This window comes from Roseateles subflavus (genome assembly GCF_030285365.1).
In the GTDB taxonomy this organism is placed as follows: domain Bacteria; phylum Pseudomonadota; class Gammaproteobacteria; order Burkholderiales; family Burkholderiaceae_C; genus Roseateles_B; species Roseateles_B subflavus.
In genome coordinates, this window is sequence record NZ_JASVDS010000001.1 from 849,798 (window position 1) to 871,027 (window position 21,230).

At 71.2% G+C, this 21,230-nt stretch carries 18 protein-coding genes; 4 read left to right on the forward strand and 14 right to left on the reverse strand.

Annotated features, from left to right (window positions below):
- Positions 1 to 43: 43 nt before the first annotated feature.
- Positions 44 to 934 (forward strand): alpha/beta hydrolase, encoded by an 891-nt coding sequence (locus tag QRD43_RS03885; RefSeq protein WP_285981158.1) that lies wholly within the window; start codon positions 44 to 46, stop codon positions 932 to 934.
- 28 nt (positions 935 to 962) lie between these two features.
- Here QRD43_RS03885 and QRD43_RS03890 read toward each other — a convergent pair whose 3' ends face one another.
- On the reverse strand, positions 963 to 1,472 hold the full coding sequence (locus QRD43_RS03890) for a hypothetical protein (RefSeq protein ID WP_285981159.1): 510 nt from the start codon (positions 1,470 to 1,472) through the stop codon (positions 963 to 965).
- A gap of 236 nt (positions 1,473 to 1,708) precedes the next feature.
- Between QRD43_RS03890 and QRD43_RS03895 the strand changes: the two genes are divergently transcribed.
- Positions 1,709 to 3,628 carry a serine hydrolase domain-containing protein gene (locus QRD43_RS03895; protein WP_285981160.1) on the forward strand — a complete coding sequence of 640 codons (1,920 nt, stop codon included), beginning with the start codon at positions 1,709 to 1,711 and terminating at the stop codon, positions 3,626 to 3,628.
- 25 nt (positions 3,629 to 3,653) lie between these two features.
- Here the strand turns inward: QRD43_RS03895 and QRD43_RS03900 are convergent, their stop codons facing one another.
- On the reverse strand, positions 3,654 to 6,377 hold the full coding sequence (locus QRD43_RS03900; protein WP_285981161.1) for a polysaccharide deacetylase family protein: 2,724 nt from the start codon (positions 6,375 to 6,377) through the stop codon (positions 3,654 to 3,656).
- Between the two features lie 182 nt (positions 6,378 to 6,559).
- Between QRD43_RS03900 and purB the strand changes: the two genes are divergently transcribed.
- Entirely contained in the window at positions 6,560 to 7,927 is a 1,368-nt protein-coding gene (purB, locus tag QRD43_RS03905; RefSeq protein WP_285981162.1) for an adenylosuccinate lyase, read from the forward strand.
- Between the two features lie 31 nt (positions 7,928 to 7,958).
- Positions 7,959 to 9,158, forward strand: a complete 1,200-nt coding sequence (locus QRD43_RS03910; RefSeq protein ID WP_285981163.1) for an MFS transporter — start codon at positions 7,959 to 7,961, stop codon at positions 9,156 to 9,158.
- Positions 9,159 to 9,162: 4 nt separating this feature from the next.
- Here the strand turns inward: QRD43_RS03910 and QRD43_RS03915 are convergent, their stop codons facing one another.
- From QRD43_RS03915 to QRD43_RS03970, 12 genes are all read right to left on the reverse strand, one after another.
- Complete coding sequence (locus QRD43_RS03915; protein WP_285981164.1) at positions 9,163 to 9,870, reverse strand: YciI family protein; 708 nt, start codon at positions 9,868 to 9,870, stop codon at positions 9,163 to 9,165.
- Positions 9,871 to 9,913: 43 nt separating this feature from the next.
- Positions 9,914 to 11,257, reverse strand: a complete 1,344-nt coding sequence (locus QRD43_RS03920; protein WP_285981165.1) for an ATP-binding protein — start codon at positions 11,255 to 11,257, stop codon at positions 9,914 to 9,916.
- Positions 11,258 to 11,390: 133 nt separating this feature from the next.
- Complete coding sequence (locus QRD43_RS03925) at positions 11,391 to 12,095, reverse strand: winged helix-turn-helix domain-containing protein (protein ID WP_285981166.1); 705 nt, start codon at positions 12,093 to 12,095, stop codon at positions 11,391 to 11,393.
- Between the two features lie 87 nt (positions 12,096 to 12,182).
- A complete protein-coding gene (locus tag QRD43_RS03930; protein ID WP_285981167.1) occupies positions 12,183 to 13,559 on the reverse strand; it encodes a sigma-54-dependent transcriptional regulator in 1,377 nt (458 codons plus the stop codon).
- 10 nt (positions 13,560 to 13,569) lie between these two features.
- Entirely contained in the window at positions 13,570 to 15,411 is a 1,842-nt protein-coding gene (locus QRD43_RS03935) for a sensor histidine kinase (protein ID WP_285981168.1), read from the reverse strand.
- 165 nt (positions 15,412 to 15,576) lie between these two features.
- Complete coding sequence (locus QRD43_RS03940) at positions 15,577 to 16,311, reverse strand: amino acid ABC transporter ATP-binding protein (RefSeq protein ID WP_285981169.1); 735 nt, start codon at positions 16,309 to 16,311, stop codon at positions 15,577 to 15,579.
- Between the two features lie 9 nt (positions 16,312 to 16,320).
- Entirely contained in the window at positions 16,321 to 16,983 is a 663-nt protein-coding gene (locus QRD43_RS03945) for an amino acid ABC transporter permease (RefSeq protein ID WP_285981170.1), read from the reverse strand.
- Positions 16,980 to 17,726, reverse strand: coding sequence for an amino acid ABC transporter permease (locus QRD43_RS03950; protein ID WP_285981171.1), 747 nt, complete (start codon positions 17,724 to 17,726; stop codon positions 16,980 to 16,982). The genes QRD43_RS03945 and QRD43_RS03950 overlap by 4 nt, the downstream gene beginning before the upstream one ends.
- Before the next feature lie 49 nt (positions 17,727 to 17,775).
- Positions 17,776 to 18,690 (reverse strand): amino acid ABC transporter substrate-binding protein, encoded by a 915-nt coding sequence (locus tag QRD43_RS03955; protein ID WP_285981172.1) that lies wholly within the window; start codon positions 18,688 to 18,690, stop codon positions 17,776 to 17,778.
- 38 nt (positions 18,691 to 18,728) lie between these two features.
- The gene (locus tag QRD43_RS03960) at positions 18,729 to 19,667 is read right to left on the reverse strand and encodes a transporter substrate-binding domain-containing protein (protein ID WP_285981173.1); all 939 of its coding nucleotides are present in this window, start codon (positions 19,665 to 19,667) and stop codon (positions 18,729 to 18,731) included.
- A gap of 236 nt (positions 19,668 to 19,903) precedes the next feature.
- Positions 19,904 to 20,314 (reverse strand): hypothetical protein, encoded by a 411-nt coding sequence (locus QRD43_RS03965; RefSeq protein ID WP_285981174.1) that lies wholly within the window; start codon positions 20,312 to 20,314, stop codon positions 19,904 to 19,906.
- Positions 20,315 to 20,404: 90 nt separating this feature from the next.
- Positions 20,405 to 21,076 carry a PEP-CTERM sorting domain-containing protein gene (locus tag QRD43_RS03970; protein ID WP_285981175.1) on the reverse strand — a complete coding sequence of 224 codons (672 nt, stop codon included), beginning with the start codon at positions 21,074 to 21,076 and terminating at the stop codon, positions 20,405 to 20,407.
- Positions 21,077 to 21,230: the final 154 nt, after the last annotated feature.

The following is a 21,230-nucleotide window of genomic DNA, read 5'->3' on the forward strand; positions in this document are numbered from 1 at the left end:
GCCCGGGCTGCCGCATGCCCGACCCACCTGTCCTCGCTCCGCCATGCACCGTCTCCTGAACCTGGTCCTCGGCCTGATCTGCCTGCTGCCGCTGTGGGGCACGCCGCCCGTCGGCGCCCAGCCCGCCCCCTATGCGCTCGAGCGCACCGAGGTCCACCGCCTGCACTCGCGCGTGCTGCAGCGGGACTACGAGCTCTACATCGGCCTGCCGCCCGCAACGCCGGCCGGCGCTCGCCATCCCCTGCTCTTCGTGACCGACGCGCCAGTGGGCTTTCCGGTGATCCATGCGATGGCGCGGCGCCTCTCGCATGAGGGCCTGCAGGCGCAGCAGATGGTGCTGGTCGGCCTGTCCTATGCCGTGGGCGACAGCCCCACGGTGAGCCGCAACCGGGACTACACACCCAGCCAGCGCGCCTCCGCCGCCGAGGACAGCAGCGTGCGCTACGGCGAGGCCGAGGCCTATGTGCGTTTCCTGCGCGAGGAGGTGCTGCCCTACCTTGCCGCCCATGTGCCGCAGGCCGATCCCGCGCGCCGCTACTTCGCCGGTCACTCCTACGGCGGCCTCTTCGGGGCGCATGTGCTGCTGCATCACACGGATCTCTTCCAGCGCTACATCCTCAGCAGCCCCTCGCTGTGGTTCGACCAGGAGCGGCTGCTGCGCGAGGCCGACGCGCGGGCGGCCCGCCGCCAGCCGCTGAAGGCGCAGGTGCTGCTGCTGGCGGGCGAGCGGGAGCAGTCCGCGCCGGGCCGCCGGCCGCGCCCGGGCGTGGAGGCGGACGGCGACATCGTCGGCAACACCCGCCGCTTCGAGCGCGCGCTGCGACAGCTGCCGGGTCTCCAGGTGCAGCGGCAGATCGTGCCGGACGAGGACCACCTCTCCGTCTTCCCCAGCGCGATGGTGCGCGGGATGCGATGGGCGTTTCCGGGTCGCTGATCCTGCCGCGGGTGCCGCCCTGGCGGGCTCAGAGCACCCGGTGCGTGGCCGTGTCGCCGTAGAGCGACTCGTAGCGCAGCGTGATCGACAGGCGCTTGAGCAGGGCCTGCAGCTGCGTGCTGTTCATCTTGCAGGCCTCGCCTGCGGAGGACAGGACCTGCTGGCGCTGGTTGACACGGTAGAAGTGCACCAGGCTGCCGGTGCCCATGCAGCGGCCGTCGAGCCCGAGGGCCTGGACCGCCTCCACCGTGCTGTGCACGGGCCGGCCGTCCACCCGGATGTCGGCCTCGGTGACGCGCGCCGGGCCGAGGCCGCTGTTCTGGACCAGGATCATCCAGCCGCCGTCGAGCTCGGTGTTGATCTCGTGATCCAGGATGGGCTGCACCATCAGCCGGTTGTGCTTCTGGAGGGCATAGCCCTGCCACAGCGTGGCGGCGAGCGCGCAGATCGACACCACCATGGTCCGGGTGCGGATCGCATGGATGGTGGCCCAGCGGGCGCCGCGGCGGGGGGCGGAGGGGTCGGAAGGAGCTGACATGGCCAGGCGATGGATCGGGGAGGCCGGATTCTGCCGCGCCGGGCGGCCCTTGCCGTGAAGTCAGGGCCCCGGTGTGCCGCCTCCCTTGCCCCTGCCGCCCAGACGGCCCGGCGGCGAATCCGGGCGGTCTGGTCGGCGAATCTGCCACTTGGTCGCAAGCCGCTGGCGCCGCGGCGGCTGCTCACTAGCATGCCGCTCCAACCGGCCGGGGAGGCTGGCAAGGAGAAGACGTGGCCATGCGACGAATGAGAGGGGCCCTGTGCGGCCTGGTGCTGGCAATGGCCTGGTCATGGGGCCCCGCGCAGGCGGCCGAGCCGCCGCCCGCCGCGCCTGTGCAGGCCCTGACGGCGGCCGACCTCGACGCCTTCCTCGACGGCTATGTGCCCCGCGAGTTGCAGCGCGCCGGCATCCAGGGGGCCGTGGTGGCCGTGGTGAAGGACGGGCAGCTGCTCACGGCGCGCGGCTACGGCTTCACCGATGCGGAGCGCCGCCAGCCCGTGCAGGCGGACCGGACGCTGTTCCGCGTGGGCTCCATCTCCAAACTGTTCACCTGGGTGGCCGTGATGCAGCTCGTGGAGCAGGGCCAGCTCGACCTCGACGCCGACGTGCAGCGCTACCTGGACTTCCCGCTGCCGCCGGCGCCGCCGACGGCCGACGGTCGGACGCCCGCCATCACCCTGCGCCACCTGGCCTCGCACACGGCCGGCTTCGAGGACGGCTACCGCGACGCCTGGGCCTCGTCGCCACAGCCCGCGCCCCTGCGCGAGCACCTGGTGCGCAACGTGCCGGCCCGGCTCTATCCGGCGGGCACGACGCCGGCCTATTCCAACTATGGCGTGACGCTGGCCGGCTACATCGTCCAGCGCGTCAGCGGCCTGTCCTTCGACGCCTATGTGCAGCAGCGCGTGCTCCAGCCCCTGGGCATGGCGCACAGCAGCTTCGCCCAGCCGCTGCCGCCCGCGCTGGCGCCGCAGATGTCCGCGGGCTTCGAGAACGCGAGCGGCAAGGCGCAGGCCTTCGAGACCATCAACCTTGCACCGGCGGGATCGCTCTCGGCCACGGCGACCGACATGGCGCGCTTCATGCAGTCGATGCTGGCCGGCGGCGCACCCGTATTGCAGCCGGCCTCTCTGCGGCAGATGCTCTCCCCGCAGACGCGCCTGCGGCCGGAGGCGCCCTTCGTCGGCCTGGGCTTCTACGAGGAAGGCGGCTGGCCGGTGCAGGTGCTCGGCCACGGCGGGGACACGCAGTGGTTCCATGCCGGGCTGTACCTGATGCCCTCACGCGGGCTGGGCGTGTTCATCGCGCAGAACAGCCTGAGCGAGCAGACCCTGCGCTCGGACCTGATCGCCCGGCTCATGGCCCGCTATGTGGGCACCACGGCGCTCCAGACCGCGCAGCCGCAGGCCGGCGCCGCCGAGCGCCTGGCAGGCTGGTACATCGACAGCCGCCGTGGCGAGTCCCATCCCTTCTACGGCGCCGCGCTGGCCTCCGCGTTGCACCTGCAGGCGGATGCCCAGGGGCGGCTGCTCGGCAACCACTTCGAGGGACGGGACGGCCGCCCGCTGCATTTCGTCCGCGTGGGCGAGGGCGTGTGGCAGGCCGAGGAGGAGCCGCGCCGGCATCTCTACGTCCAGCAGGCCGCTGATGGCACCACGACGGTCGGCACGCAGGTCGGAGTCTCGGTCTGGCAGCCGGCGCGGTGGACGCAGCGGCCCTACTGGCTGGTGGGGCTGGGTGGGTTCAGCGTGGCAGCGGCCGCCCTGGCCCTGCTGGCCTGGCCGATCGCCAGCCTGGCCCGACGCCACCTGCAGGGGCCGCAGCGGCTGCGGCACTGGCCGGGCCGGTGGTCGCTGCGCGGGGTCGCCCTCGTGCTGCTGTTGCCCGCCGCGGGACTGGCCTGGCTGGCCATCGCCGGCGGCGGCACCTTCGCGACGCTGATGGGCGGACCGGGGCTGGCCACGCTGCGCTGGGCCCAGGTCTGGGCCTGGGTGCAGATGGCGTGCGTGCCGGTGCTGGCCCTCTGGGTGCTGCGGACCTGGCGTGACGCGCCCTGGACGCGCCGCGTGCACCTGGCCGTGCTGCTGCTGGCCCTCGTCGCCCAGGGGCTGGCGATGTGGCAGATGCAGCTGCCGCTGTGGAACGGCCGCCTGTGATCGGCGGCCCGGCCCCGACGCGCGGTCAGCCCGGCAGCTTGGGCCGGTGGGCCGCGTCGGGCTGGGCGATCCACGCGCGCAGCTCGGCGGTGCGCGGGTGCTGGGGGGCCAGCTCCACGAAGCTCTTGTAGGCCACCAGCGCGGCGATGTCGTCACCGGCCTGCAGCTGCGCATCGCCCAGGTTGAGCCAGGCCATCGAGCGGCTGCCGTCCATCTCCAGGGCCTTCTGGTACCAGCGCGCCGCCTCCACGGGCTTGCCGCGCTTGTAGTAGATGAAGCCGAGGTTGTTCGCGGCCAGCGCGAAGCGGGGCTGCAGCTTGAGCGCCTCGGTGAAGGCGGCTTCGGCCTCCTCGTAGCGGCGTTCCTTGTAGAGCTGCAGTCCGCGGTCATTGGCGCGCTGAGCCGCCACGCGGGCGCCCGGATCCACCTTGGCGGTGGGCGCGGCGATGGCCACCTCCTTGCCGTCCAGCCCCTGCAGCTTCACCTGCACGGCCTTGGCCGTGGGGGCCTGCGCGGCGGTCTTGGCCTCGTCCAGGCGCTTGGCCAGGGCGGAGGCCTGGGCGTCGAGCTGGCCGCTGTCGCTGCTCAGCGCCTGCTCCTGCGCGGCCGCCAGCTCGAACACGAATTCGCCACCCTCCGAGCCCGGCAGGCTGCCGAAGGCCGGCGTCTGGTGCGCGACGGCGGAGACGGCCGGCGCCACATACGCGGCCAGCTCCGTCGCGGTGATGAGCCCGTCGCCATTCAGGTCCGCCTTGCCGGCCAGCGCCTGCAGCAGCGTCCAGGTGAAGACCGAGTGGCCGCCGGGGCCGTCGTCCGCCACCTGCTGGTCGGTGCCGCCGGCCGTCATCATCTGGCGGCCCAGGCGGCGGGCGTTGTCGCGGATGAAGTTGTTGTTGTTCGAGGCCCCGCCGCCGCGCGTGAGACCCAGGCCCGAGTAGCAGGCATCGATCACGAACAGCGCATGCTTGGCCGGCAGCGCCTCGCCCAGCTCCTGCAGCTGCGGCATGGCGATGGCGTCGGTCTGCAGGTCGTCCAGGCCGGCGTCCACCGGGATCACATAGCCCACCTCGCGCCCGCTCGGCAGCTTGCGCGTGCTGCCGTGGCCGGCGAAGAAGACGAAGACGCGGTCATCGCGCTTGAGCTCCTTGCCCGAGAGCTTGTTGAGCGCGCGCAGGATGTTGGACCGCGTGGCGTCGCCGTCCAGCAGCAGCTTGACGTTCTCGGGGCGAAAGCCGAAGCGCGTCTGCAGCGTCTCCTGCATGGCCTTCGCGTCGCGTCCGGCATGCTGCAGGCGGGGCCAGCGCTGGTACTGGTCGATGCCGATGATCAGCGCGTGGCTGTCGCGGTAGAGCGCGGCACCGGCCAGCTGCGTGTCGCCCGTGTCGAGGGGCTTGCGGTCGGCGCTCAGGAACTGGCCGTCCTTCCAGCTCGCGAACTTGTAGCCCTCGGCCACGAGCTGGTCCAGCACCAGGGGCAGGGCCTGGACGGTGCGGGCATGGATGTCATGGAAGAGCACGATGCCGCGCTGCTGCTTCTGCACCTCGCCGATCACGCGGGCGGCGATGGACTTGGGGATGGGGTCGGACCAGTCCAGCGAGTCGATGTTCCACATCATCGAGCGCAGCTTGAGGGACTCGATGGTGCTCAGGGCCTCGTCGTTGCGCGCGCCGTAGGGAAAGCGGAAGAGCGCCTGGCCGCTGCGGCCGGCCTTGTCGAGCAGGGCCTCGGTGTGCGCGGCCTCGTCCCGCACCTGCTCCTGCGCGAACTTGGACATCAGCCCATGGGTGAAGCTGTGGTTGGCGAGCTGGTGGCCGGCGGCCAGCACGCGCCGGGCGACGTCGCTGCCGGGGCCCGGCTTCACCTGGCCCTGGGCGTCGACGCTGCCGAGGTTCTGCCCCAGCTCGAAGAAGATCGCCGGGGCCTGGTAGCGCTGCAGGATCTCCAGGATCTCGTCGGTGTAGCGCCCGTGCGGGCCGTCGTCGAAGCTCAGCAGCACCGTCTTCTCGGGCAGCTGCTGGCCGAAGAGCTCGCGCTCGCTCTTGCCCGCGCTCGGCTTGGCCTGCACCGAAGGCAGGATGGTGGCGTAGTCCTTGAGGATCTGCTCGCGGTGGTAGATCGTCTTGAGCTTGGCGACGTAGTCCGTCCACTTCTCGCGCTTGAGCTCGATCCCGCGCTGGGCGAAGCGGCCGAAGGTGTCGCGCAGCTCGCGCTCGTAGGCCTGCTCGACCTCGGACAGCACGGCCAGGTCCTCCTGCGCGCGCTTGGCCAGCTTCAATCCGGCGATGCTCTGGCTCGCGCCCAGGCGCTGCTGCAGCTGCAGCAGCAGGTCCTTGAAGGCCAGGCGGTCGGCGTCGAACCAGCTGGGCTCGCTCTCGATGCGGTCCAGCAGCTGCGCCAGCGCGTCCAGCGAGGCGTCCTTGGCGAAGGCCTGCTCCACCAGGGCTCTCTGGCCCTTCTGCAGGTCGTGGAAGAGCATCAGGCCGACGCTGCTGACGGCCTCGCGCTCGGCGGGCTTGAGCGCGGCCTCGCCGTCCATCAGCACGACCATCTGGCGATGCAGGGCGAGCAGGGCGTCCGCCTTCGCGGTCAGGCTGGGCGAGGTCTGCGCGGCGGAGGCCGCAGCGGACGCTGACAGCGCCGGGCCGGCGTTCGGGGCGCCGGGGCGCTGGCAGGCGCTCAGCGTGAGGCCCGCGGTCAGCAGCAGGCCGGCGAGCAGGCGCCGGCGCCAGGGGGTGGTGACAGATGACAAATCGGACTCCCTCGTCATGATGCAGGCGGCCCGAAGCGATGCCGGGCGCGGCCCGGATTGTGACCCGGCGCGAAGACGGGCCTGCCCAGGTGCGACGGATGGCACGGACGTCCGGCTGGGCGCAACGCTAAAATCCGCGGGTTTGCCCTCGCTCTTTTCCGGCTTCGCGGCCGGCTCCCGCCATGAACCTCTCCGCCCTCACCGCCCTGTCTCCCCTGGACGGCCGCTATGCCTCGCGCATGGGCAGCCTGCGCCCGCTGCTGTCCGAGTTCGGCCTGATGCACCGCCGCGTGCAGGTCGAGGTCGAGTGGTTCATCGCCCTGTCAGATGCCGGCTTTGACGAGTTCAAGCCCCTGTCCGCCGGCGCCCGCGAGCTGCTGCGCGCCCTGGTGACGAACTTCGGCGAGGCCGATGCCCAGGCCATCAAGGACATCGAGAAGACCACCAACCACGACGTCAAGGCCGTGGAGTACTGGATCAAGTCCCGCTTCGAGAGCCACGCCGAGCTGAAGGCCGCCGGCGAGTTCGTGCACTTCGCCTGCACCAGCGAGGACATCAACAACACCAGCCACGGCCTGATGCTCAAGGCCGCCCGCCAGGACGTGATCCTGCCGACGCTGGACCGCATCATCGACAAGCTCACCGGCATGGCCCACACCCTGGCCGCCGTGCCCATGCTCTCGCGCACGCACGGCCAGACCGCCAGCCCCACCACCGTGGGCAAGGAGATCGCCAACGTCGTGGCCCGCCTGCGCAATGCCCGCACCCGCATCGCCGACGTCAAGCTGCTGGCCAAGATGAACGGCGCCGTGGGCAACTACAACGCCCACCTCAGCGCCTGGCCCGACTTCGACTGGGAAGCCTTCAGCCAGCGCGTGATCGAGCAGCAGCTGGGCCTGACCTTCAACCCCTACACCATCCAGATCGAGCCGCACGACTACATGGCCGAGCTGTTCGATGCCGTGACCCGCGCCAACACCATCCTGATCGACTGGTCGCGTGACGTGTGGGGCTATGTGAGCCTCGGCTACTTCAAGCAGCGCACCAAGGCCGGCGAGATCGGCTCGTCGACGATGCCGCACAAGGTCAACCCCATCGACTTCGAGAACGCCGAGGGCAATTTTGGCCTGGCCAACGCCGTGCTGACCCACCTGAGCCAGAAGCTGCCCATCAGCCGCTGGCAGCGGGACCTGACGGACTCGACGGTGCTGCGCAACATGGGCGTGGGCCTGGGCTACGCGCTGCTGGGCTACGACTCCCTGCTCAAGGGCCTGGACAAGCTGGAGATCAACGAGGCCGCGCTGGCCGCCGACCTCGACGCCGCCTGGGAAGTGCTGGCCGAGCCCATCCAGACCGTGATGCGCCGCTACGCCCTGCCCAACCCCTACGAGCGCCTGAAGGAGCTGACCCGCGGCAAGGCCATCACCCGCGAGTCCATCCAGGACTTCATCCGCGGCCTGGAACTGCCCGAGCCCGAGAAGGCCCGCCTGCTCGCGCTGACGCCGGGCGGCTACACCGGCACGGCCGAGTCCCTGGCCCGCCGCCTCTGAGTCTGGACGGGGCTGCGCTGAAGTCCGCTTCATGAGCCGCCCCGCCGCCGAGAACGCCCGCTTCGCCACCCTGCGCCGCATCCCCGGCGCCATCTGGGTGCTGGGCTTCGTGAGCCTGCTGATGGACATCTCCTCGGAGATGATCCACAGCCTGCTGCCGCTCTTCATGGTCGGCAGCCTGGGGATGAGCGCCACGGCCGTGGGCCTGATCGAGGGCGCGGCCGAGGCGACGGCGCTCATCGTCAAGATCTTCTCCGGCATGCTCAGCGACCACTGGGGCCGCCGCAAGCCGCTGGCGCTGCTGGGCTATGGCCTCGGCGCGCTCAGCAAGCCGCTGTTCGCGCTGGCGCCGGGCGCGGGTCTGCTGGTCGCCGCGCGGCTCAGCGACCGCATCGGCAAGGGCCTGCGCGGGGCCCCGCGCGACGCCCTCGTGGCGGACATCGCACCGCCCGCCCTGCGCGGCGCGGCCTTCGGCCTGCGGCAGTCGCTGGACACGGTGGGCGCCTTCCTCGGCCCGCTGCTGGCCACGGTGCTGATGGTGCTGTGGGCGGGGGATTTCCGTGCCGTGTTCTGGGTGGCCTGCGTGCCGGCCGTCGCCTGCGTGGCCTTGCTGGCCGTGGGGGTGCGCGAGCCCGCGGCCGCGCCGGCGGACCAGCGCCCCAATCCTCTCAGCCGTAAGCAGCTGCGCCAGCTGGGCCCGGCCTTCTGGTGGGTGGCCTGCCTCGGCGCGCTCTTCACGCTCGCCCGCTTCAGCGAGGCCTTCCTGGTGCTGCGCGCGCAGCAGCAGGGCATCCCCCTGGCCCTGGTACCCCTGGTGATGGTGGCCATGAACGTGGTCTATGCCCTCGGTGCCTATCCCTTCGGCAAGCTGGCCGACCGACTGCCCGCGACGCGCCTGCTGGCGGGCAGCCTGCTGGTGCTGATGGTCTCGCAGGCCCTGCTGGGCTGGGCCCAGGGCTGGCCGTGGGTGCTGGCCGGCGTGGCTCTGTGGGGCGTGCACCTGGGTATGAGCCAGGGGCTGCTGGCGGCGCTGGTGGCCGAGGTGGCACCGGCCTCGCTGCGCGGCACGGCCTACGGCTTCTTCAACCTCTTCTGCGGCCTCGCCATGCTGGTGTCGGGCGGGCTGGCCGGCGGGCTGTGGGACGCCCTCGGCCCCGGCAGCACTTTCGCGATGGGCGGCCTGTGCAGTCTGCTGGCGCTGGCGGCGCTGCGGCTGCGGCCGCGCGGCTGACGCGTCAGCGCACCACGCCTTCCGCGAACCACTGCCCCCAGACGGCGGCCTGCAAGCGCTCGTCCGTGCGCCCGGGCAGGCCTGCCAGAGCGGCCTGCAGCGGGGCCTCGTCATTGCCGGCGCGGAACAGCACGTGGTCGATGGGCCCGGCCTGCATCGCGTACCAGGCGCCCAGCGTGCCGTCGTCGACCAGCGCCTGCAGCGCGGCCTCGAGCTGCTGCCGCTCCTCGGGGCGCAGCGCCGCCGCACCGCTGAGCATCACGATGCGGTTCTCGACGATCTTCTGGAGGTTCAGGCCAGTGGTGTTCAAGGCCTTTCTGACGATGCAGGGCTGGGCGTTGAGCGTCATGTGGCCCAGGGCCACGTACTCGTCCTCGTCGAAGTAGTGGCGCAGGGTGTCGAGGTCCGGCGCCCGCACGACCACGATGCCGCGCTTCAGCTGCGTCGGGTCGCGCATGGGGCCGGCCGCGAAGAGCTTGCCCGCCGCGAAGAGCCGCCCGAAGTTGTCGATGTGGCCCTTCTGCATGGCCGTCACGCGCGCCTTGTCCGGCGGCGTGGGGATGCCGCGCTCCAGGAACACGAACCAGTCCCGGCCCGGCGCGGGGGCAGGCGCGGGCGCGGGCGCCTCGTCCGCCCAGGCCGGGGGCAGGGCCGCCAGGGCGGCGAGGGAAGCCAGGGCCGTGGCCCCGTGCAGCACGGCACGTCGTTGCATGGCGAACTCCTGAAGGCGCAATGCCGGAAGCATAGCGGGGGCGTCAGCGCCCGGGCGGCGTTTGCTGCGGCCAGTGGATCAGCAGCCGCGCGCCGCCCAGCTCCGGCGCCCGCTGCATCAGCGCGTGGCCGCCATGGCTCTCCGCCACATGCCGCACGATGGCCAGGCCCAGGCCGAAGCCGCGCGAGCGGCGGTGGCGCTCGAGGCGCTTGAAGGGCGTGAAGACCAGCTCGCGCAGCGCCTCCGGCACGCCCTCGCCGTCGTCGTCGATGGCCAGCCAGATCTGCTCGTGCTCCAGCCAGGCGCTCAGGCAGATGCGGCGGCGCGCGTGGCGGGCGGCATTGCGCAGGCCGTTGCGCAGGGCATAGGGCAGGATCTGCGCATCGAAGGGCAGGGGCGTGTCCGGCAGCCTCACGGCCAGGCTCAGGTCCTTGTCGTCCAGCAGCGGTCGCAGGCTCTCGGATTCGCGGTGCAGCAGCTCCGCCAGATCGCCCAGCTCAGGCTTGGCGCTCAGCGCGCCGGTGTCCAGGCGGGCGAGCATCAGGCTGGCGTCGATCAGGCCCTCCAGCTCCTCGATGTCGCGCTCGCAGGCCTGGACCTGGGCCTCGCGCCGGGCGGCGTCGTCCTCGTCGATCAGGGCGTCGATGGCGAAGCGCAGGCGCGCCAGCGGGGTGCGCAGCTCGTGCGAGACCGCGCCGGTGAGCTCGCGCTGGCTGGCCAGGGCGGAGGCCAGGCGTTGCAGCGTGGAGCGGATGGCGTGGGCCAGCGGCGAGAAGAGGCGGCTGCGCGGTCGCGGCAGCGGGGTGTCGAAGTGGCCGGCGCTGATCTGGTCGGCCGCCGCCTGCAGCTCACGCAGGTCCCGCCAGGCCGGCCGCAGCAGCCACCATGCAAGCCCCATCACCGCGAAGGCCAGCGCCAGCCCGGTGAGCAGCTGCAGCCACAGCTCGCGCGGCAGCTGCCAGGACTGGCCCGGCTGCCAGTCCGCGTTGAGCGGACCCAGCTGCAGCACGGCATCGCCCTGGGCATCGAGCCGGGCATAGACGCGCCGGTTCAGCCCGGCCACCACCAGCTCGCCGCGCAGCAGTTGCTCCTGGCGCGAGCCGCTGAGATCCTGCATGCGCACGAGGCTCACCGGATAGGCGAAGGTCTGGTCCAGCTGCCGGATGCGCGCCTCGCGGGCCTTGGGGTCCAGCGGCCGCAGCTCGTTGACCAGCACGTCCACCGTGCCGCGCATGAAGCGCTTGACGTAGTCCGCCGTGAACTGGTCGACCGCGACGGCCACCAGCCCCTGCGCCAGCAGCAGCAGCGTGAGCACCGCCAGCCCGAGCCCCAGCGCGATGCGCGCGAGCGGCGAGGGCTTGAAGCGGAGTCGTGGCAGGCGAAGCATGGGTCGCAATGGGATGGGCCGGCCAGGCCCCCTCCGGCTCAGCGGCGCCCGAGGATCCGGCTTTGCCGGTCCTGCGGGGGCGCCCCGTGAAAGGGGCTGGCGAAGCCGGTCGGGGGAGGTGGATGGCGCCAGGTCATGGTACGAAGAGGTAGCCCTTGCCGCGCACGGTCTTGATGCGTTCGGGCGACTGGGCGTCGTCGCCCAGCTTCTTGCGCAGGCGTGAGACGCGGGCGTCGATGGCACGGTCCAGGCCGTCGAACTCCAGGCCGCGCAGGCCCTGCATGATGTCCTCGCGCGAGACCACCTGCCCGGCGCGGCACGCCAGGAAGAGCAGCAGCTCGTACTCGGCCGTCGTCAGCTCCACGGGCTCGCCGTGGACGCGCAGCTCGCGGGCGGCGGGGCGGATCTGCACCGGGCCGAAGTCCATCGCCTCCGCTGGTTCCGCCGTCGCGGCCTCGGCGGCGGCCGGGGGCGCATCCCGGCGCAGCAGGGCCTTCAGCCGCGCCAGCAGCACGCGGGGGGCGACGGGCTTGGTGATGTAGTCGTCCGCGCCGCCCTCGAGACCGAGCACCTGGTCGATGTCGTCGTCGCGGGCGGTCAGCATGACGATGCGGCCCTTGAAGTCGCGGCGCACGTCGCGCAGCACATCGAAACCGTCCTTGCCCGGCAGATGGCCGTCCAGCAGCACGACGTCGAAGGCCTCGGCGCGCAGGCGGGCCTCGCCCTCGGCGCCATCGCCGCAGACCTCGACGTCGTAGCCGGCCTTGCGCAGCGCCTCGGCCACCAGGGCGGCGAGGCGGTCGTCGTCTTCAACGAGGAGGATGCGTGCGGGGTCCATGGGTGGGTTGCTCATTCCACGCGCAGTGTATGCAAGCCGGCTGCCCGGGGTCGAAAGGCACGTCGCGGCGGCTGCGAGGCGGGGCCCTCAGCCCGGGGCGTCCCCGGCGTTCAGGCCGTACTTGCGGATCTTGTCCGCCAGCGTCGTCTTCGGTGTGCGCAGGGCCAGGGCGCTGCGGGCGATGTTGCCGCCGTGGCGCTGCAGGGCCTCGCGGATGAGGCTCTTCTCGAAGTCCTCGACCGTCTCGGCCAGCGACAGCGCCTGCGGGGCGGGCGCCGGCGCGGCGGGGTCGCCCTGCACGTCGCCCAGCACGTCGCTGCGCACGCCCAGGACGAGGCAGTCCGCCACATTGCGCAGCTCGCGCACATTGCCCGGCCAGTGGTGGGCCGTGAGCGTGCGCAGCTGCGCGGCGCTGACCGTCGGCACGGCGAGGCTGTAGCGGCTCGCAGCCAGCAGCAGGAAGTGCTCCATCAGCAGCGGGATGTCCTCGCGCCGCTCGCGCAGCGGCGGGAGGTCGATGGTCACCACGTTGAGACGGTAGTAGAGATCGCTGCGGAAGCTGCCCTGGCGGGACTTCTCCAGCAGATCGTCCTTGCTGGCGGCCACCACGCGGCAGTCCACGGGCAGCGGCTGGTTGGAGCCCAGGCGCTCGATCTGGCGCTCCTGCAGCACGCGCAGCAGCTTGATCTGCGCGGCCATGGGCATGCTCTCGACCTCGTCCAGGAACAGCGTGCCGCCGCTGGCGTGCTCGATCTTGCCGATGCGGCGCTTCTGCGCGCCGGTGAAGGCGCCGGGCTCGTGGCCGAAGAGCTCGCTGTCCAGCAGCGTCTCCGGCAGGCCGCCGCAGTTCAGGGCCACAAAGGGGCCGCCGCGGCGCGCCGAGAGCTCGTGCAGGGCCTGCGCGACCAGCTCCTTGCCGGTGCCGGTCTCGCCGCGGATCAGCACATCCACCCGCGATTCCGCCACGCGCGCCACCAGCTGGCGCACGGCCTCGATCTGCGGCGAGCGCCCCACCAGCTGCCCCGCCACGCCGTCACGCCGGGCCAGGGCCTCGCGCAGCTGCGCGACCTCCAGCGTCAGGCGGCGCTTGTCCAGCGCGCGGCGCACCACCTCGACGAGGTGCTCGGGCGAGAAGGGCTTGGGGATGAAGTCGTAGGCGCCGGCCCGCATGGCCTCCACCGCCAGGCTCACGTCGCCATGGCCGGTGATCATGATGACGGGCAGCGCGGCGTCCAGCTCCTGGCAGTGGCGCACGAGGCTCAGGCCGTCGGCGCCGGGCAGGCGCATGTCGGTGATCACGACGCCCGCGAAGCCGGCGTGCAGCAGCGGCCGGGCCTCCTCGACGGACAGCACGGCGCGTGCCGGCAGGCCCGCCAGCTGCAGGGCCTGGACGCAGCCCAGCTGCATGTGCAGGTCGTCCTCGACGAGGAGGACGGACAGCTCGGGATTCGGGGGCAGGGTCATGGCGGCATTGTCAGGCCTGGGCCCGGCCGGCGTCGACGCCCGGCAGCGTGAGGATGAACTCCGCGCCGCCCTCGGCGTGGTTGCGGGCCTCCAGCTCGCCGCCGCCCTCGCGGGCGATGTCGCGGGAGATGGCCAGCCCCAGTCCCAGCCCCACGCCCTGCGCCTTGGTGGTGAAGAAGGGCTCGAACAGGCGGGCCAGCGCCTCGTCTCCCAGACCGGGCCCGCTGTCCCGCACATGGATCAAGACCTGACCCTCCCGGTGCGAGGCCTGGAGCCAGAGCTGGCGCGAGGGCTGGTCCTGCACGGCGTCCAGCGCGTTGCCGACGAGGTTCAGCAGCACCTGCTCGAGGCGGTTGGGGTCGAAGAAGGCGAAGACCTGGCCGGGCTCGATGCCGCGGTGCAGCGCCACCTGCAGCTGGCGCAGGCGCTGGTCGTGCAGGAAGAGCGCATTGCCCAGGGCCAGCCCGACATCGCAGCGCTGCGGCCGCGCCTGGCTCTTGCGCGCGAAGCCCTTGAGCGGCTGGATGATCTGGCCCATCTGGTCCGCCAGGCGGGTCAGGATCTCGAGATTGCCCTGCACCGAGCGCAGGTCCTCGCGCCGCATGAACTCGAGCGCGTTGCCGGCCAGCGTGCGGATGGCGCCGAGCGGCTGTGCCAGCTCGTGCGTGATGCCCGTGGCCAGCTGCCCGAGCGCCGCCATCTTGCCGGCGTGCACGAGCTCGTCCTGCGCCTGGCGCAGCGTGGCCTCGGCCTGCTGGCGCTCGGTCACTTCCTGCGCAAGCTGCGCATTGGCCTCCGACAGGGCCTGCGTGCGCCGCGCGACCTGGTCCTCGAGCGCGGCGTGCGCCTCCAGCTTCTGGCGCAGGATGCGGCGACGCTGCAGCAGGATCAGGGCACTCAGCAGCACCACGCCCAGCACCAGCGCCGCCAGCAGGCCGTGGGTGCTGGCCTGCTGCCGCACGGGGCGCAGATCGCTGAACATCATCAGCCGCCAGTCCATGCCGTTGAGCGGCCGGCCCAGGACCAGCATGGCGCGGCTGGCGAGCCGGGGCGTGGGGGCGGCCTCCCCCAGGCCATGCGGCAGCACGCCTTCCACGACCTGGCTGTCCTCATCCACCCGCAGGTCCACCTTCAGCGGGAAGCGCGGCAGCGGCTGCGCGGCATAGAGGCGCGAGAGCTGCAGATCCACGCGCTGGTCCACGCTCAGCTCCGTGAGGCTGGTGTAGCGCCAGGCGGGCTCGGAGGAGAGGATGACCACCTGGTTGGAGTCCGCCAGCAGGGCCGGCGACTCCAGCGTGGCCCAGGCCTCGTCGATGGGGTCGAGCCGGATCTTGATGGCCGCAACGCCCACCACGCGGGCACCGTCGTGGATGGGGTGGGAGACGTAGTAGCCCGGCCGCCCGTCCCGCGTGCCGATGGCGAAATGCCGCCCCACGCGCCCGGCCAGGGCCTCGAGGAAGTAGGGGCGGAAGGAGAAGTCCTCGCCGGTCAGCGAGGCGTCGCTCGCGGCGAGCACCAGCCCCTGCTGGTTCTGGACGAAGAGCTCCAGGCTGCCCAGGTGGGCATTGAGGCGGCGCAGGTAGAGGCTGGCGGCCTCGGCGCGGGCCGCCGACTGCGGCTCGCGCAGCAGCGCCAGCACCTCGGGGCTCAGCTGCAGCGTGGCGGGGATGGATTCCTGCCGCTTGATCACGCCCTCCGCCGCCGTGGCGAAGAGCTCCAGCTGGTGGTTGGATTCGCGCCGCAGCGCCTCCGTGCCCTGGCGCAGGCTGGCGGTGTAGGCCAGCCAGCCGGCGCCGCCGACGAGCAGCGCCGCGGCCAGCGAGCCGAGCAGGATGCGCAGACCTCGGGTCATGTTGGACTTAGTGCAGCCATGCGCAGCCGGCCTGCGCCGACGCCGATGCAGGCGGGACGAGGCCAGCGAAGCGGTCGAGTCCCTCAGGCACGGCGTGCGCGGATCCGGCTCTGCCGGGCCGTCGCATGCGCCCCCTCGGGGGGCTCGCGAAGCGAGTAGGGGGGGTCAATGGTTGAGGATTTTGGACAGGAAATCCCGAGCACGCGGCGAGCGCTCCTCCGGCTTGCCGAAGAAGTCCTCCTTGCGGCAGTCCTCGACGACCTTGCCGGCGTCCATGAAGATCACCCGGTGGCTGACCTTCTTGGCAAAGCCCATCTCGTGCGTGACGCACATCATGGTCATGCCCTCGTTGGCGAGCTGCACCATCACGTCCAGCACCTCGCCGACCATCTCCGGGTCCAGCGCGGAGGTGGGCTCGTCGAAGAGCATCACGATGGGGTCCATGGACAGCGCCCGGGCGATGGCCACGCGCTGCTGCTGGCCGCCGGAGAGCTGGCCGGGGAACTTGTCCTTGTGGGCGGAGAGGCCCACGCGGTCCAGCATCTTCAGGCCGCGCACCTTGGCGTCATCGGCGTTGCGGCCCAGCACCTTGATCTGCGCGAGCGTCAGGTTCTCGGTGACCGAGAGGTGCGGGAACAGCTCGAAGTGCTGGAACACCATGCCCACGCGCGAGCGCAGCTTGGGCAGGTCGGTCTTCGGGTCGGCCAGCGAGATGCCGTCCACCACGATGTCGCCCTGCTGGAAGGGCTCCAGCGCGTTGACGGTCTTGATCAGGGTGGACTTGCCCGAGCCCGAGGGGCCGCACACCACCACGACCTCGCCCTTCTGGATGCTGGTCGTGCAGTCGGTCAGCACCTGGAAGCTGCCGTACCACTTGGAAACGTTCTGGATCTGGATCATGGGTCGACCTCAGCGGATGATTTGGATACGTCGCTGCAGCCGGCGCACGAGCATGGAGAGGCTGAAGCAGATCACGAAGTAGAGGCCCGCGGCCAGCAGATAGGTTTCCACCGGGCGGTTGAAGTTGCGGCCGGCCACCTCGAAGCCCTTGAGCAGGTCGTAGGCGCCGATGGCGTAGACGAGCGAGGTGTCCTGGAAGAGGATGATGGTCTGCGTGAGCAGCACCGGCAGCATGTTGCGGAAGGCCTGCGGCAGCACCACGAGGGCCATGGCCTGGCGGTAGTTCATGCCCAGGGCGTAGGCCGCGTAGGTCTGGCCCTTGGGCACGCTCTGCACCCCGGCGCGCATGATCTCGGCGTAGTAGGCCGCCTCGAACAGCGTGAAGGTGATGAAGGCCGAGAGCTCCGCGCTGATGGGCCCCGTGAGCAGGGGCACCAGCAGGAAGAACCACAGGATCACCATCACCAGCGGGATGGAGCGCAGCAGGTTCACGTAGGCCGCGGCCGGGGCCGAGAGCCAGCGCTTGCTGGACAGCCGCATCAGCGCCAGCACGGTGCCCAGCAGGATGCCGCCCACCATGGCCACCAGGGTCAGCTGGATCGAGAAGATGAAGCCCTTCGCGATGAAGGCGCGCAGGAACTCGAAGGTCAGGAAGGAGAAGTCGAGATTCATTTGTGGCCTGCTCCGGCAAGACCCGGCACCCGCACCCAGCGTTCGATCAGGGCGGCGAGCAGGTAGACCGCGAAGGCGGACACGAAGTAGAGCAGCGTCACCATGGCGTAGACCTCGGTGGGGCGGGAGGTCTCCTCACCGACCTGGCGCGCGAACTGCGTCAGCTCCAGCACCGACAGCGCGAAGGCCACCGAGCTGTTCTTGACGATGCTCATGGCCTCGCTGGTGAGCGGCGGCACGATGATGCGGAAGGCCACGGGCAGCAGCACGAAGCGGTAGGTCTGGGGCAGCGTCAGGCCCAGCGCCAGGCCGGCGGCCCGCTGCCCGCGCGGCAGGCTCTGGATGCCGGCGCGCACCTGCTCGGAGATCCGGGCCGAGGTGAAGAAGCCCAGGCCCAGTGCCGCGATCAGGAAGCTCGGCAGGCTCTTGAGCACCGGGATGAACTCCGGGATCACGAAGAACCACAGGAAGAGCTGCACGATCAGCGGGATGTTGCGGAACAGCTCGGTCCAGGCCTCGCCCAGGAAGGCGAGCTTGCGGCCGGGGCCGGTGCGCAGCACCCCCATGAGCGAGCCCAGCACGAGCGCGATCACGAGGCCGATGGCCGAGACGGCCAGGGTCCAGCCCCAGGCCGAGAGCAGCCAGTCCAGATAGGTCTGCGTGCCGGGCTCGCCGAAGCAGCCCTGGACGACCGTCCCTTCGACGGTGTCCTTGCACCAGAGTTCCTGCCATTCGAATGTCATGGTGTCCTTTCAGCGGGGCCAGGTCTTGCTGCACCCCGCGCCGCGGGGCTTACTTCTTGGCGTAGGCTTCCATGGGCTTGTCATTGGGCGCGGCCAGCGCGGCCTTGAGGTTCTCGCTCATCGGCAGGCCCACGCGGCTGTTGGTCGGGGGGATGGGCTGCATCAGCCACTTGTCGTAGAGCTTGGCGACGTCGCCGGATTTCATCATCGCCACGAGGGTGTCGTCCACGGCCTTCTTGAAGGCAGGGTCGTCCTTGCGGAACATGATGGCGATGGGCTCGACGGACAGCACCTCGCCGACGATCTTGTAGTCCGCCGGGTTCTTGGACTTGGCGATGAGGCCGGCCAGCAGCGAGCCGTCCATCACGAAGGCGTCGGCGCGGCCGCTTTCCAGCAGCAGGAAGCTGTCGGCGTGGTCCTTGCCGAAGACTTCCTTGAAGTCCACGCCCGTGGCGCGCTCGTGCTTGCGCAGCGTCTGCACGGAGGTCGTGCCGGTGGTCGTGGCCACGGTCCGGTTGGCGAGCTGGTCGATGGCGTGGATGCCCGCGTTCGCCTTGACCGCGATGCGCACTTCCTCGACGAAGGTCGTCACGGCGAAGGCCACGTCCTTCTGGCGGGTCAGGTTGTTGGTGGTGGAGCCGCACTCGAGGTCCACCGTGCCGTTCTGCACCAGGGGAATGCGGTTCTGCGAGGTCACCGGCTGGTACTTCACGTCCAGCTTGGCCAGGCCCAGCTGCTTCTGCAGGGCGCCGACGATGCGCTGGCAGATCTCGACGTGGTAGCCCACGTACTTGCCGTCGCCCAGGGTGTAGGAGAGCGCGCCGCTGGACTCGCGCACGCCCAGCGTGACGCTGGCGCTGTCCTTGATCTTCTTGAGCGTGTCCTCGGCGCGGGCCGGGGTGGCGGCCAGCGTGGCCAGTGCGGCCAGCGCGGCCAGGGTCGTGGTGCGGATGCGGGTCTTCATGGGGCGTCCTGTCTCTTGGGATTTGGAAGGCGTGGGATTCATTGCAGGGCGCGGTCCGAGGGCTGGCGGTAGAGCTGCAGCAGGGCCTCGGTGGGCGGCCAGTTGAGGTTCAGTCCCTTGGGCGGGATGGGGCGCTGGAACCAGCGCTGGTAGATCTTGAGCGCCTCGCCGCTGTGCATGAGGCGGCTCAGCTCGCGGTCCACCAGCGCCTTGAAGCCGGGGTCGTCGCGCCGCAGCATGCAGCCGTAGACCTCCGAGCTCATCGGCGTGCCCGTGAGGCGCCAGTCCTCGGGCTGTGCGGCCTTGGCGCGCTCGCCCAGCAGCAGGGCATCGTCAAGCATCAGCGCGTCGACCTTGCCCGTCTCCAGGGACTGGAAGGCCTCGCCGTGGTCCCGCGCCGAGAGCAGCTGGATGCGGCCGCCGTGGGTCTCGTTCCAGGCGCGCAGCAGGCGCTCGGAGGTGGTGCCCGCCGTGACCACCGCGCGGCGGCCGGCGAGGTCGGCGAACTCCTGCAGCGGCGCGTCGCGGCGCACCAGCATGCGCGTGCTGACGATGAAGATCGAGACCGAGAAGGCGACGTGCTTCTGGCGCGCCAGTGTGTTGGACGTGGAGCCGCATTCCAGATCGACGGTGCCGTTCTGCACCAGGGACATGCGGTTCTGCGAGGTGACGGGCACCAGGCGCTGCGTGATCGCTGGCAGCTTCAGCTCCTGGCGGATGCCGTCGACCACCTTGAGCATCAGGTCCTGGGAGTAGCCCACGACCTGGCGGCGTGCGTCGTAGTAGGAGAAGGGCACCGAGGACTCGCGGTGGCCCAGGTTGATGGTGCCGGTGGCGGCGATGCGGCGCAGGGTCTCGCTCTGATCGAGCAGCGGGCTGGCCGCGCGCTCCGGGCTGCCGGCGGCCTGCGCCCTGCCGGGCTGGAGGGCCAGCAGCGGCAGCGCAAGGATCAGCAGGGAGACGAGGCGGCAAGGCATGAGCGCCTGTCATGCAGGGGTCGTGCCATCTGGTGAAAACCCTGAGTCCATCGTCAGATGGGCGTCGCGGGATGCGCCAAGTGCTTGATTTGTCGCGCAACACCGGGCGCGGCCGGCCAGGCGGGGCGGTCTTCCGGACGGATATCCGTCGGCCAGGCGGTGCGATGGACGGATTTCCGTCCGGGGCGCCGCCGGGTGGGGTCAGGTCTTGCGGAGCCTGGCCGCCACGCGCTCGCTCAGTCCTCGGGATCGCGGCTCAGGAAAGCGCCGGGATCCCGGCTCTGCGGCCTGGGCATCGCGGCGGCCCCCGTGTAGTGAATGACGCCCGTGCGCCGCCCGGTGTCTTCGTCCGTGGACGACGAGCCGTGGGTCGAGCCTTGGGTCGAGGCCGGCGGCGTCGGATGCCCCGGCGTCTGCCCGCCTGCCGACGGGTGGGTCATGCGCTGGATCGTCCCGCCGCCCACGGCGCTGCCTGCGCCGGACACATCGGCCAGGCGCTGGCGCTGGGCGACCATGCGTGCGGAGTCCATGACGCCGGAGCGCGGCATTGCCCCCGAGGCCGTGGCCGCCCGGCTGTGGGGGCTGGCATGGGCGGCGCCTCGGGCCTGCGGGCGGGCCGCGGCGTGCGTTGAGAGGGACGAGGCCATGGCGGTTCCTTTCGGGCTGGATGCACGAGATGGGGCGCCGGGCCCCGCGTGGCCCGCCCCCTCGAATCCGGGGGGGCAGGCCGCGATCGCTCAGGCGGCGGTCGAGGCGCGACGGCGGCGCGCCACACCCACGCCCACGGCGCCCAGGGCCAGCAGCGCCAGGGTCTGGGGCTCGTCCACCTGGGCCTTGCCGTCGAGGGCCAGGTCGTGGAAGAAGTACTGGCCCGTGCGGTCCTTGAAGCCGCCGGTGTAGATCATCTTCAGGTCGAAGACATCGCCGGCGTTCAGCCACTGGTCGATCTTCACGTCGAAGTCCAGATCGGCAAACTTCGGGCCGGAGTTGAAGGCCAGCAGCGGCTCGGTGAACTCGATGCCGTTGACGACCTTCACCAGCTTCCAGTTGGCACCGCGGCAGGACGCCGGGGCGCCGTACTGGCAGTCATTGTTCTTGATGCTGAAGCGGAAGTCCGTCAGCTGCAGGCCCTGCGCGGCCTTCAGGCCCAGCGTGAAGACCGGGTTGGTGCGGTTGCCCTCGTAGTAGCCCTTGGACCACGGATTGTTCGGGATGAAGTCATAGGCCCAGGCCCAGGCCGGCAGATTGCCGCCGATCGTGGAGGACGCGATGCTGGCGTCCTGCTGGCAGGCCTTGTTCATCTGGCAGCCATTGTGGTGGTTGAAGCTCAGCAGCACATCGGCGTGCGCGAGGCCGGGCAGGCTGGCGGCAAGGCTCAGCACGGCGGGGATCAGGAAGCGTGGCGTCATGGAGATTCCCTCGAGTGGTTGTGATGGATGGCGCGCAGCGTATCGAGGGCCCGTAAGCCGGACGTGAGCGGGTCGGTATCAGCGCGGGCCCGCCCGATCGTGGGGGCGGCGCGCTGAGCGCACCGGCCGGGGCCCGCAGGCCCATCGGCGCTGA

What these genes read in the sequence shown, in the direction of transcription:
- QRD43_RS03890 (WP_285981159.1), bottom strand. Translation starts at nt 1,472, where the DNA reads ATGTCAGCTCCTTCCGACCCCTCCGCCCCCCGCCGCGGCGCCCGCTGG.
- QRD43_RS03885 (WP_285981158.1), top strand. Translation starts at nt 44, where the DNA reads ATGCACCGTCTCCTGAACCTGGTCCTCGGCCTGATCTGCCTGCTGCCG.
- QRD43_RS03920 (WP_285981165.1), bottom strand. Translation starts at nt 11,257, where the DNA reads ATGCTTCGCCTGCCACGACTCCGCTTCAAGCCCTCGCCGCTCGCGCGC.
- QRD43_RS03910 (WP_285981163.1), top strand. Translation starts at nt 7,959, where the DNA reads ATGAGCCGCCCCGCCGCCGAGAACGCCCGCTTCGCCACCCTGCGCCGC.
- QRD43_RS03915 (WP_285981164.1), bottom strand. Translation starts at nt 9,870, where the DNA reads ATGCAACGACGTGCCGTGCTGCACGGGGCCACGGCCCTGGCTTCCCTC.
- QRD43_RS03925 (WP_285981166.1), bottom strand. Translation starts at nt 12,095, where the DNA reads ATGGACCCCGCACGCATCCTCCTCGTTGAAGACGACGACCGCCTCGCC.
- QRD43_RS03970 (WP_285981175.1), bottom strand. Translation starts at nt 21,076, where the DNA reads ATGACGCCACGCTTCCTGATCCCCGCCGTGCTGAGCCTTGCCGCCAGC.
- QRD43_RS03965 (WP_285981174.1), bottom strand. Translation starts at nt 20,314, where the DNA reads ATGGCCTCGTCCCTCTCAACGCACGCCGCGGCCCGCCCGCAGGCCCGA.
- QRD43_RS03955 (WP_285981172.1), bottom strand. Translation starts at nt 18,690, where the DNA reads ATGAAGACCCGCATCCGCACCACGACCCTGGCCGCGCTGGCCGCACTG.
- QRD43_RS03960 (WP_285981173.1), bottom strand. Translation starts at nt 19,667, where the DNA reads ATGCCTTGCCGCCTCGTCTCCCTGCTGATCCTTGCGCTGCCGCTGCTG.
- QRD43_RS03930 (WP_285981167.1), bottom strand. Translation starts at nt 13,559, where the DNA reads ATGACCCTGCCCCCGAATCCCGAGCTGTCCGTCCTCCTCGTCGAGGAC.
- QRD43_RS03895 (WP_285981160.1), top strand. Translation starts at nt 1,709, where the DNA reads ATGCGACGAATGAGAGGGGCCCTGTGCGGCCTGGTGCTGGCAATGGCC.
- QRD43_RS03940 (WP_285981169.1), bottom strand. Translation starts at nt 16,311, where the DNA reads ATGATCCAGATCCAGAACGTTTCCAAGTGGTACGGCAGCTTCCAGGTG.
- purB (WP_285981162.1), top strand. Translation starts at nt 6,560, where the DNA reads ATGAACCTCTCCGCCCTCACCGCCCTGTCTCCCCTGGACGGCCGCTAT.
- QRD43_RS03935 (WP_285981168.1), bottom strand. Translation starts at nt 15,411, where the DNA reads ATGACCCGAGGTCTGCGCATCCTGCTCGGCTCGCTGGCCGCGGCGCTG.
- QRD43_RS03950 (WP_285981171.1), bottom strand. Translation starts at nt 17,726, where the DNA reads ATGACATTCGAATGGCAGGAACTCTGGTGCAAGGACACCGTCGAAGGG.
- QRD43_RS03945 (WP_285981170.1), bottom strand. Translation starts at nt 16,983, where the DNA reads ATGAATCTCGACTTCTCCTTCCTGACCTTCGAGTTCCTGCGCGCCTTC.